Source organism: Xanthobacter sp. SG618 (assembly GCF_012932745.1).
GTDB lineage: Bacteria > Pseudomonadota > Alphaproteobacteria > Rhizobiales > Xanthobacteraceae > Xanthobacter > Xanthobacter flavus.
In genome coordinates, this window is record NZ_JABBHL010000003.1 from 36134 (window position 1) to 49684 (window position 13551).

The 13551-nt window shown below is 66.2% G+C and carries 10 protein-coding genes and 1 pseudogene; 5 read left to right on the forward strand and 6 right to left on the reverse strand.

Going from position 1 to position 13551, the window contains the following annotated elements; translation table 11 throughout:
• The first annotated feature begins 42 nt into the window (after nt 1-42).
• Nucleotides 43-1779 (forward strand): DNA methyltransferase, encoded by a 1737-nt coding sequence (locus tag FHT36_RS09560; protein ID WP_169122293.1) that lies wholly within the window; start codon nt 43-45, stop codon nt 1777-1779.
• Nucleotides 1780-2147: 368 nt separating this feature from the next.
• On the opposite strand, the gene FHT36_RS09565 is transcribed toward FHT36_RS09560, so the two are convergent.
• From FHT36_RS09565 to FHT36_RS24405, 6 genes and pseudogenes are all read right to left on the reverse strand, one after another.
• Complete coding sequence (locus FHT36_RS09565; protein WP_246702146.1) at nt 2148-3644, reverse strand: integrase; 1497 nt, start codon at nt 3642-3644, stop codon at nt 2148-2150.
• A 569-nt stretch (nt 3645-4213) separates the two neighbouring features.
• Nucleotides 4214-5065, reverse strand: coding sequence for a hypothetical protein (locus FHT36_RS09575; RefSeq protein WP_169122294.1), 852 nt, complete (start codon nt 5063-5065; stop codon nt 4214-4216).
• A 41-nt stretch (nt 5066-5106) separates the two neighbouring features.
• The gene (locus FHT36_RS09580; RefSeq protein ID WP_169122295.1) at nt 5107-5517 is read right to left on the reverse strand and encodes an HNH endonuclease; all 411 of its coding nucleotides are present in this window, start codon (nt 5515-5517) and stop codon (nt 5107-5109) included.
• Nucleotides 5508-5855, reverse strand: coding sequence for a hypothetical protein (locus FHT36_RS09585; RefSeq protein ID WP_169122296.1), 348 nt, complete (start codon nt 5853-5855; stop codon nt 5508-5510). Before FHT36_RS09585 ends, FHT36_RS09580 begins: the two co-directional genes overlap by 10 nt.
• Nucleotides 5848-6480 carry a hypothetical protein gene (locus tag FHT36_RS09590; RefSeq protein ID WP_169122297.1) on the reverse strand — a complete coding sequence of 211 codons (633 nt, stop codon included), beginning with the start codon at nt 6478-6480 and terminating at the stop codon, nt 5848-5850. The genes FHT36_RS09585 and FHT36_RS09590 overlap by 8 nt, the downstream gene beginning before the upstream one ends.
• Nucleotides 6481-6981: 501 nt before the next feature.
• Nucleotides 6982-7345: pseudogene (locus FHT36_RS24405) on the reverse strand (GFA family protein); the annotation flags it as partial.
• A gap of 174 nt (nt 7346-7519) precedes the next feature.
• Here FHT36_RS24405 and FHT36_RS09600 point away from each other — a divergent pair.
• The 4 genes from FHT36_RS09600 to FHT36_RS09615 all read left to right on the forward strand — a co-directional run bounded on the left by FHT36_RS09600 (nt 7520) and on the right by FHT36_RS09615 (nt 13551).
• The gene (locus FHT36_RS09600) at nt 7520-7993 is read left to right on the forward strand and encodes a hypothetical protein (RefSeq protein WP_169122298.1); all 474 of its coding nucleotides are present in this window, start codon (nt 7520-7522) and stop codon (nt 7991-7993) included.
• Between the two features lie 63 nt (nt 7994-8056).
• Nucleotides 8057-9340, forward strand: a complete 1284-nt coding sequence (locus tag FHT36_RS09605) for a TolC family protein (RefSeq protein WP_168456732.1) — start codon at nt 8057-8059, stop codon at nt 9338-9340.
• On the forward strand, nt 9337-10323 hold the full coding sequence (gene ihpB / locus FHT36_RS09610) for a divalent metal ion exporter adaptor subunit IhpB (protein ID WP_169122299.1): 987 nt from the start codon (nt 9337-9339) through the stop codon (nt 10321-10323). Before FHT36_RS09605 ends, ihpB begins: the two co-directional genes overlap by 4 nt.
• Nucleotides 10324-10350: 27 nt before the next feature.
• A complete protein-coding gene (locus FHT36_RS09615; RefSeq protein WP_169122300.1) occupies nt 10351-13551 on the forward strand; it encodes an efflux RND transporter permease subunit in 3201 nt (1066 codons plus the stop codon).

The window sequence follows — 13551 nt, forward strand, 5'->3', positions numbered from 1 at the left end:
ACACCACAACCGCAGGATGCTTGGAAGCCATGGGGGTGGGTCGTGTCCAATAAGCTCTTCTTCGGTGACAACCTGACGGTGCTGCGCGAGCATGTGCCCGACGAGAGCGTCGACCTTGTCTACCTCGATCCACCGTTCAACTCTCAAGCCCGTTACAATGTTCTGTTCAAGAGCCCGCGGGAAGATGTCGCCTCAGCTCAGGTCGCTGCTTTTTTGGACTTTTGGTCGTGGGGGAAGGAAGCGGAAGCTGCATTTCACGATCTAATGCTCCGTGGCGGGAGCACCGCCTCCTTCCTTGGCGCATTCCGAAACGCGCTAGGAGAGAGCGATATGATGGCATATCTCGTGATGATGGCGGCTCGCATCTCTGAGTTAAGGCGCGCTCTTAAGAATACAGGATCTCTTTATCTGCATTGCGATCAGACAGCAGGGCATTATCTCAAAATAATTATTGATGGTATTTTTGGTCCAGACTGCTTTAAATCGGAAATCACCTGGAAGCGCAGTTCCAGTCATGGCAACGTTTCGGCCAACTATGGAGCGCTGACAGATTCTATTTTCTTCGTGACGCGCGGGCGCAATTATACATGGAACCAACAATATCATGAATTTTCGGACGATTACGTCGCTGGGAAATTCACAAACATGGATCCTGATGGTCGTCGATGGCAGTCAGTTAGCCTGAGGAACCCCGCGCTCCGCCCAAATTTAAAATACAACTATTGTGCAAGTAATGGGCAGAAGTACGAGCCGCACCCGAATGGCTGGGCTGTAAAACTAGAACGCATGCAAGCCTATGATTCAGAAGGAAGGTTGCATTATCCGGCGCGACCCGGGGGGCAACTTCGGGTTAAGCAATATCTCGACGAAAGTAAAGGAGTTCGCCTTCAGAACCTATGGACTGACATTCCGGCCTTAAACTCGCAGGCCAAGGAGCGCATTGGGTATCCAACCCAGAAGCCGATAGCTCTTTTGGAGCGAATAATCGCGACATCATCGAACGCTGGGGATATAATCTTAGACCCATTTTGTGGCTGTGGAACAAGTGTGCATGCAGCGGAAAAACTTGGGCGCCGATGGATGGGCATCGACGTATCCATCCATGCGATCCACGTTATCGAAAAGCGCCTAAGTGAAGCCTTCGGACCGGACCGTGTACCAAAGGCAAGCGGGATCCCAGCAGATTTCGAGACTGCGGCCCGGCTTGCGGCCTCCGATCCCTTCCAATTCCAGTGGTGGGCCAATTACCTCGTTGGCGTGCACATCCTGAAGGAAGTCAAGAAGGGGGCGGATCGCGGGATCGACGGCGAGCTGTTCTTTCCCAATGGGCCAGGGCGTCCCTACGGACGGATGCTCACGTCCGTGAAGGCCGGCAAGAACGTCGGTCCCGCAATGGTGCGCGAGTTTCGAGGCGTGCTCGAACGCGAGAAGGCCGAGATGGGCCTGTTCATCTGCCTCGACGATCCTACCGCTGCGATGGAGAAGGAAGCTGTGGTCGCCGGCTTTGCGCCAGTGGTGCATGGCCGGGTGCCGAGGCTCCAGATCGTCAGCATGCGCGAGTGGTTCGCTGGGCGGCGCCCGCAACTGCCTCCGGTCGAGCGCCTGCCCTATGCCGCTTTCTCTGCACCTAAGCCCATCAAGAAGGCCAACCGTGCCGATCCCAACGCGCCCGAACTGCCGTTCTCCTTCCAGGGCGGCAAGCCGAAGCCCGGTATCGTGCAGCATCTCAACCCGCTCATGGTGGCCGAGCGCGGCGACGATCTGTTCAGTGCGGGGTGAGGGCGAACGCTCCGCCCTGCTTCTACAGCACCGCGTCGCTCAGGACGGCCAGTTTTCGCGACTCCGAACGTCTCCATCACGAGGGCGCGCCGGCACGGTCACGTTCGTGATCCCGGCCCTGCGATCAAACCACAACTTCACCGCGGGCCAGTACCTTCCCCCGAACACCGGGTCGATGCGCGGCAGGCCCTGCCGCTCCAGTGACGGGGCCAGGCACTTCCATTCGGAAACACGCCCTGGCCCGAGGACCGCCCTGGCAATATCGGCTTCGCAGGGGAACAGGGGCATCTCAGCGCGCGGTGCCATAGCTTCTTCCTCCAATTTGGAGGGGCACCATGGCATCCACGCCTTGCAAGCCTATGACGAGACTAGGCGGGGTCGGGTTGCCCGCTACTATTCGACTTCCTCCTGCTCGCGACCCGGAGTTTGGCGACCCGCGAAGCCTTCTGGAGGCTGGTCCTGTCGTAGCCCTGTGTGGTCGAAAGCTGTGTGTGGCCAGCGGCGTTCATCACGTCGTTCGGCTGGGCGCCAGCATCGAGAGCTTCCGTCACGGCACCGGCCCGTGCATCCATATTCCACACCTCGTCGGGAAGGCCGACTTTGCGGGCAATGATCCTGAACCATTTGATATAGTTCAACTTCGTGTAAGGGAGCCCGGTCTCCTCATTCAGGACTATTGGGCCGGTCCTTCGATCCACCGGTATGAGATCTAGTTCTGCGAGCGTGTCCGGGAGGTCTGACAGGTCATGTTCGACCACCTTGCCGGTCTTGCTTGTTCGCTTGCGGATCACGGTGCCCGAGATGTTCTCGAAAGTCAGACCGTCAGACCACCGGCGTCCCTTGTGCACTACTCCGTTGGCAGCCGTGCCATCGTCGATCAACCATTCGCCGATCACGTCGCGCTGGCGCAGCGTCGTCTCGAACTGGATTGCCGTTCCGAGAGCGAGCGATAGGCGGCCCGATTCGATGGCTGAGGCGATGAAGGCAGTCACATGCGACGCATCGAGGCGTTCGCGCCGACGTGCCGGCTGCTTGAAGCGGGCTTCAGCCATGATCCGGGCCAGCCGTTCGCATTCTGGAACCTCGGCCATGACGCCATAGCCGAACAGGCGCCGGAGCATCGTCACCACGCCGTGAGCTTTGCGCGTCGTCTCGGGCGATCGAGGATCTTTCGGGGCTTTGGCCTGATCGTACCAGCGCCGGATATCGCGGATGCCGATCTCGTGCAGCGCGACGAGCCCGTAGCTCGTCTCGATGTAGCGGACGATCTGGTCGTAGGTCCGACGGGTGTTCCACTTGATGTCGCGGTATGGGCTCGCCTCGTCCGTCTGGTAAAGCCGGATCAGCGAGGCCATACTCCCGTCATGGGGGCGGGTCTCGGCCGCAGCCCGTCCCTCGCCGGCCCAAGTGAGCATTTCCTGCTGAAGGACGCGGCAGCGGGCCGCGATCTCCTGCAAGTGGTCAGGCTCTTGCGGGTTGAAGTGGATGCGGACCGTCTCCGGCCGATAGCCCTTTTTCACAATGTCGTGGCGTGCAACCCAGTAGGCGGCTCGGCCTTTCTTCCGGCTGCGCCACTTGAGGCCAGGGGCGTCGCCTGGAGGCTGCCCTTTCGTAGCACCGACCTTCGTAGGTGGAGGTGGCAGTGGGGTGGCGCGTGCAGGTGCAGGCCTTTTCGTGAACCACTCTCTCACCGCAGGCCAGCACCTTCGGCCCATCATCGGATCCACGCGGGGGAGACCTTCACGCTCCAGAACAACCGCCATCGCCCTCCACTCAGCAACGCGGCCCGGACCGAGAACGGCGCGAGCGATATCGGCTTCGTCGGCGAACAGAGGAATGTCATCCAGGCGGCGAGCGTAGATCATGGCCCGTCCTCAGCGCCGTGCTCCGGTGGCCGCGGCGCTGGCGCCAGCGCCAGCGGCGGCTCAGCTCATACCCCGGGCAGACCTGAGGCAAGGCCATCGTTTTCGTCGTTGATCACCTCGCCGTCATTGCAATCGGAGACCATCGCGGAATGCCGCGCGGCCTCAAGGGCTTCGACGAAAGAGGCCAGTATTACCGCTCGCCTCGCCTTCCCTCTTATCCTGAGAGCAGTCGCAGACCTCCACGCCCCGAGCGTTGATCTTGTGGCAGCGCGGGCATTCCCAGTTAGGCCGGTAGGGCGGCGGCGCGGTATCCGGAACGGGCAGGCTCATGATGAGCGGGTCGCAGTGTTCGCAGCCTGGGGACGGACAAGGAAATCGGGTACAGGCTTGGGGTATCATGGCGCCTCCTCTCGGTTTGGTGCCACGGCGAGCACAATTAGCCTGACCACCTCATCCTTGGCCCACGCTGTTTGTTTTGGCGAGTACTTCTTCGTTGGCTTTCCAAGACTCCTAGCCACTTCATGCCCAGTAGGTATCAGCCTGCTGCATCTGAAATCGAGCACCCAATATCAGACGTCAGAATAGTCGCCGAAGAGCTCATCTGCGGCTCCATCGATCACCCGTCCATCCGATGATCCCGGCCACTGCCCGAACCTCTGCTCCGCCACCCGCGCCATGCCGGCGATGATCGCGTCGCCGCCGCCGCGGAAATCGCCTCTCCGGAAGCCGGCCGCCCTGGCGCGCTTTCCGAACTCGGAATCCGGGTGTTCGAGGAGGACCTCCGCCATCGCTGTGGCCATCGAGGACCGCGGCTCCGCTCGTTGACGCCTCGCTCCAGGCGCCGGGTCGTACGCCCCCTCCATGAGCTTCGCGAAGCTCTCGGGCTTCAGCAGGAAATCCAGGCTCGCCCGCCATCCGCGGTCGTTGTCGCCGCGGAGGAACGGTGAAGCCCGAACCCGATCCATGGCGATCCGCCAGCCGGCGATCCCTCCGCAGTCCCGCAATCGGGCCTTCAGGGCCAGCCGGCGCTTCCGGCTCATTCCCTGCGCTTCGGGCAGGCCGACCTCGGCCGCCATCCGGTTGAACGCCGCCAGCGCCTCGGCAAGTTCCTCCTGACGATCCGCCGCATCGCAATCCGTCGCGGAGGGGGAGGAGGTTCCTTTAGGAACCGACGGGGTGAAATTGGGAGAGGGTTGGGTTTTTTCTTTAGAGGGGGTGCAGGGGGAGGCCTTTCTTTTTTCCTCGGGAGAGGGGTCACGCGTGACAGGTTTTGCGTCACACACCGTCACGCGTGACCCGTCGTGACCAGCGTCACGCTGGCGACGAGCTGCCTGCCGAAGGCGATTGCCTTCGCGGCGGGCTGCGCGCCGGCCCTCGTCCTCGGCGTCCATGATCTCCACGACGCCTGCGATCTGATCCACGCTGAGCCCGAGGGCGCAGAGGCGGCGAAGGGTGTCCGCGGTCACTGGCATGGTCCGGCCCACTCCTGTGGGGTTCGATCCCCTTTTGAGATGTTGCAGGATGCGCAGGCCGTGGTGAGGTTCTCCATCACCGATCGTCCTCCTCGCGAAAGTGGCATGACGTGGTCGCAATGGAGGGGCTCGTCTCCAGAGCCACAATAGACGCAGGCATAGCCATCTCGAGCGAACACATCGGCTCGCAGGGTCAGCCAATCATCGGGGCTGCATTCCTGCCGCCGGAAGCGCATGCGCTCGCGGTCCGCAGCTCGCTTGCGCTCCACGGCGTTCTCAAACCCACCGGCGGATGCGCCAGCCGGCAGGGCGGCCTCGATGCGGGCGACGGCAGCCACGAGTTCGTCACCGGCGAGACCGGCGGCTATCAGCTCGCGCAGGGCCGCAGCGATCACGCGCATGCGCCGCCCTCCGACCCGACGACAAAGGCGCGCATCGTGCCGAAGATCGCCGCCACGTCCTCATCGCGTGGGGCGATGCCGTCGAAACCGGCCGGCCCGCTGATATGGTCCAGCCACGCCAACATGCCGGCGGTCGTGAGGGGCACGGTGTGCAGCACGTGCTGCAAGGCCTCGACCTCCCGTTCGGAGGCAGCGTCGCGCAGGGCCCCGGCTTGGGCAGCGAGAGGCCCATCAGCGCGATCGGCCATTTCGGCCTCGCCCGCCACGTCGAATGCAGCCTCGTGCTCGGCACGGCGCTGCTGGTGTTCTGCGATGGCGGCGAAGATCGGATCAGCCATGGTGGGCCTCGTCTTCCGATCCGGTCGCCTCGTCCGGTCCCAATATACCGCCGCCTTTTTCTCCGCAGCGGGCGATCTTCTCGAAGTTTGCGCCGACAGCCGTGAGTATTCGCACTGCTCGCGACGACGGCTTCGCTATTTTCCTCCAGGAGCCACAGGGCGGCAGATGGAGCTCGCCGGCGCCGGTGTTGCAGGGGATAACGCGATCGGCATCGTCTCCCATCTCCGGATAGAGTTCCATCCCGAGGAGGCGCCCCTCCATGGCGAGCCACTCGCGGTAGGCCTCCATTTCCGCTCGTGTCGCCGGCCGCTCGACCGGAGCGGTGAACGTCTTCAGGAAGCCGAGTGCCGATCGGACCAGCGCGGGCGCGAAGTCGGATTCGATCAGGGCCAACTCCAGCGCCGCGATTGCGCCCTCGAGACTTTGTGCCGAGGGAGCTTGGTTCAGATCGTCGTCGACCATCCACCCGTGGGCGTCATGCCAGCTTTCGGTATCGGTCGGCGGACGCGAGGCGAACTCGGCGCGGGCCTCGCGCCATTGGGCGATCAGCGCAATGACCGGATCGACGGGCTTCTCGGCGGCAGGCAAGCCGGGGGCGGCTGCCGGAACGGTGGGGTTCGGCATTGAAACGCTCCTGATTGATCGGAAACGCATTAACTGATATGAAACCGATCATGTGGATGGATTGAGCGAATGTCAATCAGGAGATCGGAAAGTGATCACAGGCGCTCAAATCCGAGCCGCGCGTGGCCTCATTCGGTGGAGTGCTGAAACGCTCGCGGAAAGGTCAAAGCTAGGGGTCGCCACGGTCCGGCGCGCCGAAAGCGTCGACGGATTGCCGACCATCACCGAGGCGAACATCGCTGCCATCCGCGCCGCCCTGGAAGCCGCCGGCGTGATCTTCGTTGCCGAGAACGGCGAGGGGCCGGGCGTGAGGCTGAGGAAGGCCACACGAGAGGATCACGCCTGAACGGCCTGTCGAACACCCACCGTCCAACTTCATTCGCTGAGAATGATTTTGCCGCCTGTGCCACTCTTCGAGGGATTCGCCCGGCCAGGTGCCGCTTCGGACGTGATCGGGGCCGCTCGGCACATCCACCCAGTGTGGTGCATAGTCCAGGCCTGCTTCCACCACCTCGGGCGGCTTCGGCAGCGGCGTATCGATGGCCGACGCGTGCGGGTGGACAAGCTCCGGCCATCGTGGATCCCAAAGCCACAATGCGCTTCCGCATTCCCCGCAGAAGTTTCGTTCGGCCGGTGATCGCGTTGCCCGGCGGCCGGGCTCCCGAAGGAGCGCATTGAACGCCTTCACATGCTTGCGCCCACGAACCTTCAGGCTCTGCGCCTTCGCCCCGAGATTGATCGCGAAGCCGCCGCTCCCGGCTGTCTTTCTGCAGATGGAGCAGTGGCAGTGCATGAAGGGGACCGGACAGTGAGCCTCCACGGTGAACCGGACGGCGCGGCAGTGGCACGAACCTTCGAGACGCATGGTTTGCTCCCATCAACAACGGGAAAAACGCTCGGGACGGGATTGCGTTGCCGGCTGGCCCATCGTGAGAGGGCGCCCCGGAGCACACGCCGAACCCGCAGCGCATCATTCTCCATCCGAGGGGGGAAGAAGCCCATCGACGCCGCGCCCGACATCGACTGGCCGCGAGGCGGCTTGACGTTGTCGCCGTGCTTGACATTCCAGGTGGGGTTGGGCTCTCTCCTCGCCATGCTCCGAACCTCGGCATGGCAGTTTGCACGTTTGTGGTCGCTGGCGCTGCGCCGGTTGATCGCGGCCTGCGTCGTGCTGTCCATGGTTGCGGCCCCCGTCGCCGCCGGGCTTCTCACCCATCATTCCGACGATCTGGACAGCCCCGCGTTCGCGGCGGCCGTGGCCGTTGCGGATGCTGCCATTCCGCCGGCGGGACAACGGGATGCGGCCGTCGACAGCGCCAAGAGCGGCGACCCCGCCCAGCCGAAGCACGTCGTTCCCGCCGCAGACCATGATTGCCATGGCTGCGCTGCCGTGCTCCTCCCCGCCGCCGATGCCACCCGGCTGACCGAGGTGGTGGCTGTGACGGGCGCCGCCAGCCCGGCTTTCGGCTCCGGCCGCGCTATTCCCGCCGACCCCCGCCCCCCGCGCGCCTGATCCCCTCTGTTCGCGCGCCGATGCCCTGCATCGGCCCATCGCAATCAGACTCCGGATCAGATCATGCCGCCCCGTGCAAACGGGCAGGCTCTCGCGCTCGCGCTCGGGGCAGCATTCGCGCTGCTTTCCGCTCTGCCCGGCCGCGCGGAGACCCAACGCCCGCTGACCCTTACCAGTGCCCTCGCGAGCGCGCTCGCAGCCAATCCACGGCTCACCGCCGCCGAGCGTGACATCGGCATGGCTGCCGGCCGCGACCGGCAAGCCGCGGCGCTGCCGAATCCAAACCTCTCGCTGGAGGTGGACAACGCGTTCGGCTCAGGGCCCTACCAGGGGCTGGACCTTGCCGAGCAGACGCTTCAGATCAGCCAGCTGGTCGAGCTGGGCGGCAAGCGGGAGGCCCGCATGGCGGCCTCCGGCGCCGGCGTCGGCATCGCCCGCTGGGAGCGCGAGGCCATCCGCCTGCAAGTGCTGGCGGAGACGACGGCGGCCTTCGCAGGCGTCCTCGGCGCGCAGCAGCGGGTCAACATCCTCCAGGCCCAGGCCGAAGCCATCGGCCGGCTTTCGCCCCTTCTCCAGCAACGGGTGGAAGCGGGCGCATCCTCGCCGTCCGAAATCTCCCGCGCCCGGGTGGCAGCCGATTTCGCGCGGGTGGAGCTGGACCGCGCAAAGGCGGCCCTCGGCACGGCCCGGCGGGAGCTGGCGCTCCTCATGGGCCTCGGCGCCGCGAACTTCTCCCGCGCCACGGGCAACTTGGTGCGGGTGGCGCCGCCGCCGCCGTTGCCGCAGCTACTGAAGTCCGCACAGGGCAACCCGCAGCTCACCCGCTTCACAGCCCTTCAGGCCCAGCGCCGCGCCGAGCTGCGCTCCGCCCAGGCGAAGGCGGTGCCGGACGTCACACTCGGCGTCGGCTACCGGCACTATAACGAGACCGCCGACAGCGGGATGATCTTCACCCTGTCGGTGCCCATCCCGCTGTTCGACCGCAACGAGGGCGGCATCAGCGAGGCGCGGGAATCGCTCCTCAGGGCCGAGGCGGAGGAACAGATCGCCCGCAGCGCGCTGGTGTCCCAGCTCGGGCGCGCCCACGACCAATTGAAGGCCGCCTTCGACGAGGTGGCGCTGCTGCGCGGCAGCACCATTCCCGGCGCGCGCAGCGCCCATGAAGGGGTGGAGACCGGCTACGCCCAGGGCCGCTACACGCTGCTGGAACTGCTCGACGCGCAATCCGCCCTCACCGACGCATCCCTGCGCGAACTCGACGCGCTCGTCACCTATCACACCGCGCTTGCGACCATCGAAGGCCTCACCGGCCGCCCCGTCGCCTTCGCCAAGGGAAAATCCAAATGAGCCGCTCGGCCCGACGGGACCTCGCGATGCTGCTCGTCGGCCTGATGGCCGGAGCGGGTGCCGCCTACACATTCTCGGACCGCGCCGCGCCGGTGGGCGGCAGCCATGCGGCGGAAGACAGCCACGCCGAAAAGGCGGAAGGCGGCCACGGCGACAGCCATGGCGAAGGTGCGGTGGAGCTGGACGACGCCAAGCTCGCTGCCGCCGGCATCGGCTTGGAGACGGCGGCTCCCGGCACCCTGCGGCAGACGCTCCGGCTCAACGGGCTGGTGCAGACGAACCAGGAAGCTGTCGTGCAGGTGACGCCGCGATTTCCCGGCATCGTCCGCGAGATCCGCAAGCGCATCGGCGACACCGTGCAGAAGGGCGACGTGCTCGCGGTGATCGAGAGCAACCAGAGCCTCACCAGCTACGACCTGAAAGCGCCCATCGCCGGCACCGTGGTCGACCGTCAGGTGGCGCTCGGCGAATACGCCTCCGAGCAGAAGCCGTCCTTCGTCGTCGCCGATCTCTCGACGCTGTGGGTGGATCTCTCCGTCTACCGGCGCGACTTCGCCCGCGTTCGGGTGGGCGACGCGGTGGCCATCGACCCCGACGACGGGGCGCCGCCCATCGTCGGCAAGGTCTCCTACGTCTCGCCCATCGGCTTGGCGGACACCCAGTCGGCTCTGGCACGGGTGGTCATTCCCAACGACGGCCTGCGGCTGCGCCCGGGGCTCTTCGCCAGCGGCACCATCACCCTCGCCGAGCAGCCCGTGGACCTCGCGGTGCGCCTCTCGGCCCTGCAATCCATCGAGGGGCGCACGGTGGTCTTCGTGCGCAACGGCGACGCCTTCGAGCCGCGCGACGTGGAGACGGGGGCGCGCGATGGCGACCTTGCGGAGGTCGTGTTCGGCCTCATGCCGGGCGACGTCTACGCGGCGAAGAACAGCTTCGTGGTCAAGGCGGAACTCGCCAAGGGGAGCGCCAGCCATGAGCACTGATCCGTTCGTCCGGCGGGAGGGCGCGCGATGATCGACGCCATCCTCGCCTTCTCCATCCGCCAACGCTGGCTGGTGGTTCTCGCCTGCCTGATGGTTGGCGCGTTCGGCGCGTGGAACTTCACCCGCCTGCCCATCGATGCGGTGCCGGACATCACCAACGTCCAGGTGCAGATCAACACCCAGGCGCCGGGCTTCTCGCCGCTGGAGGTGGAGCAGCGCATCACCTTCCCGATCGAGACCGCCATGGGCGGCCTGCCGGGGCTCCAGTACACGCGCTCGCTCTCGCGCTACGGGCTCTCGCAGGTCACCGTGGTGTTCCGCGACGGGACGGACATCTACTTCGCGCGCCAGCTCGTCAACGAGCGCATCCAGCAGGCGAAGGACCAGCTCCCGCAGGGCGTCGAGACTGCTCCGGGCCCGATCTCCACCGGCCTCGGCGAAATCTACATGTACACGGTGGAGGCGAAGCCGGGGGCGAAGAAGCCGGACGGCACGCCCTTCACCCCGACCGAGCTGCGCACGATCCAGGACTGGATCATCAAGCCCCAGCTGCGCACCGTGCCGGGGGTGGTGGAGGTCAACACCATCGGCGGCTACGAGCGGCAGTTCCACGTGCTGCCGGATCCCGCGCGTCTGATGGCCTATTCCATCTCGTTCCGGGACGTGATGACCGCGCTCGCCGCCAACAATGCCAATGTCGGGGCGGGCTATATCGAGCGCAACGGCGAGCAGTATCTGGTGCGCACGCCCGGTCAGGTGGCCGGCGCCGAGGACATCCGCGACATCGTCATCGGCTCGAAGGGCGGCACGCCCATCCGCATCGGCGACGTCTCCGAGGTGCGCGAAGGCCGGGAGCTGCGCACCGGCGCCGCGACCTTGAACGGGGAGGAGGTGGTGCTCGGCACCACCATGCTGCTGATCGGAGAGAACAGCCGCACCGTCGCTCAGCGCGTGGCGGCGCGGCTGGAGCAGATCTCCCGTTCCCTGCCGGAGGGCGTCGTCGCGCGAGCCGTCTATGATCGGGCGCACCTTGTGGAAGCCACCATCGCCACGGTGGAGAAGAACCTCGTCGAAGGCGCGCTCTTCGTTGTCGTGGTGCTGTTCGTGCTGCTCGGGAATTTCCGCGCGGCGCTGGTGACGGCCTGCGTCATCCCGCTCTCCATGATGCTCACCATCACGGGCATGGTGGAGAACAAGGTCAGCGCCAATCTCATGAGCCTCGGCGCCATCGACTTCGGCATCATCATCGACGGCGCGGTCATCATCGTCGAGAACTGCCTGCGCCTCCTCGCCGAGGAGCAGCACCGGCGCGGCCGCCTGCTGACGCGCGCGGAGCGCTTCGAGACCATCCTCGCCGGCGCGAAGGAGGTGATCCGGCCGAGCCTGTTCGGCACGCTCATCATCGCCGTCGTCTATCTGCCCGTGCTCACCCTCACCGGGGTCGAGGGCAAGATGTTCACGCCCATGGCCTTCACGGTGCTGATGGCGCTGGGGGCGGCGGCGCTGTTCTCCATGACCTTCGTGCCGGCGGCGGTGGCGCTGCTCGTCACGGGCAAGGTCTCGGAGCACGAGAACTTCATCATGCGCGCGGCGCGGCGCCTGTACACGCCGCTGCTGGACGCCGCCATCAACCTGCGCGCCCTCGTGGCCGTCGGTGCGGCGGCGCTGGTGATCGCGTCGGGCGTCGCCGCCTCCCGCATGGGCGGCGAGTTCATCCCGAGCCTCGACGAGGGTGATGCCGCCATCCAGGCGCTCCGGGTGCCGGGCACCAGTCTCACCCAGTCGCTGGAGATGCAGCAGGCGCTGGAGAAGGCCCTGCTCGGGGTGCCGGAGGTGCGGGAGGTGTTCGCCCGCACCGGCACGGCGGAGGTCGCGACGGACCCCATGCCGCCCTCCATCTCCGACGGCTACGTGATGCTGAAACCGCGCACCGAATGGCCGGACCCCGGCAAGGCCAAGAGCGCCGTGATGGAGGACATCGAGAAGGCGGCGGAGCAGGTCGCCGGCAGCAATTACGAGCTGTCGCAGCCTATCCAGCTGCGTTTCAACGAGCTGATCTCCGGCATCCGTTCCGACGTGGGCGTGAAGATCTTCGGCGACGATCTCGACACGCTGCTCCAGGTGGCGGGGCAGGTGGAGTCGGTCCTGCGCACCGTCCCCGGCGCCGCCGACGTGAAGAGCGAGCAGGTCTCGGGCCTGCCCATGCTCACGGTGGCGCTGAACCGGCCGGCCATGGCGCGCTACGGCGTGAGCGTGGCGGAGGTGCAGGAGCTGATCGAGATCGCGGTCGGCGGGCGCGAGGCCGGTGTCCTGTTCGAGGGCGACCGGCGCTTCGACATCATCGTCCGTCTGCCGGAGAACCTGCGCACGGACGTGGAGGCGCTGCGCGACCTGCCGATTCCCCTGCCGCCGGCCGCGCCGGAACGGGCGGTGCGCGCCGCCTGGACGCCGGCAGCCACGGGGCAGATTCGCTATGTGCCGCTCTCGGCCATCGCCAGCCTCTCGGTGTCGCCCGGCCCCAACCAGATCAGCCGGGAGGACGGCAAGCGGCGCATCGTGGTGAGCGCCAACGTGCGCGAGCGGGACCTCGGCTCCTTCGTCTCCGAAGCCCAGCGGCAGGTGGCCGAGAAGGTCCGGATGCCCGCCGGCTACTGGATCGGCTGGGGCGGACAGTTCGAGCAGCTCGTGTCGGCGACGCAGCGCCTCGCCATCGTGGTGCCCATCGCGCTGCTGCTCATCTTCCTGCTGCTGTTCATGAGCTTCGGGTCCATGGCCGATGCGGCGCTGGTATTCTCCGGGGTGCCGCTGGCGCTCACCGGCGGGATCGCGGCCCTGATCCTGCGCGGGCTGCCGCTCTCCATCAGCGCCGGCATCGGCTTCATCGCCCTGTCCGGCGTGGCGGTGCTGAACGGCCTCGTCATCATCGCCTTCATCCAGAAGTTGCGGGCGGAGGGTCGCGACATCGTCACCGCCGTCCGGGAGGGGGCGCTGACGCGCTTGCGCCCGGTCCTGATGACGGCGCTGGTGGCGTCCCTCGGCTTCGTGCCCATGGCCATCGCCACCGGCCCCGGCGCGGAGGTGCAGAGGCCGCTCGCCACCGTGGTCATCGGCGGCATCGTCTCCTCCACCATCCTCACCCTGCTCGTGCTGCCGGCGCTCTACGTGCTGTTCCGGCGCGAGCCCAAACGCGCCGCCCCGCCCGAACCCGCGGCGGCCGCATCCCATTGA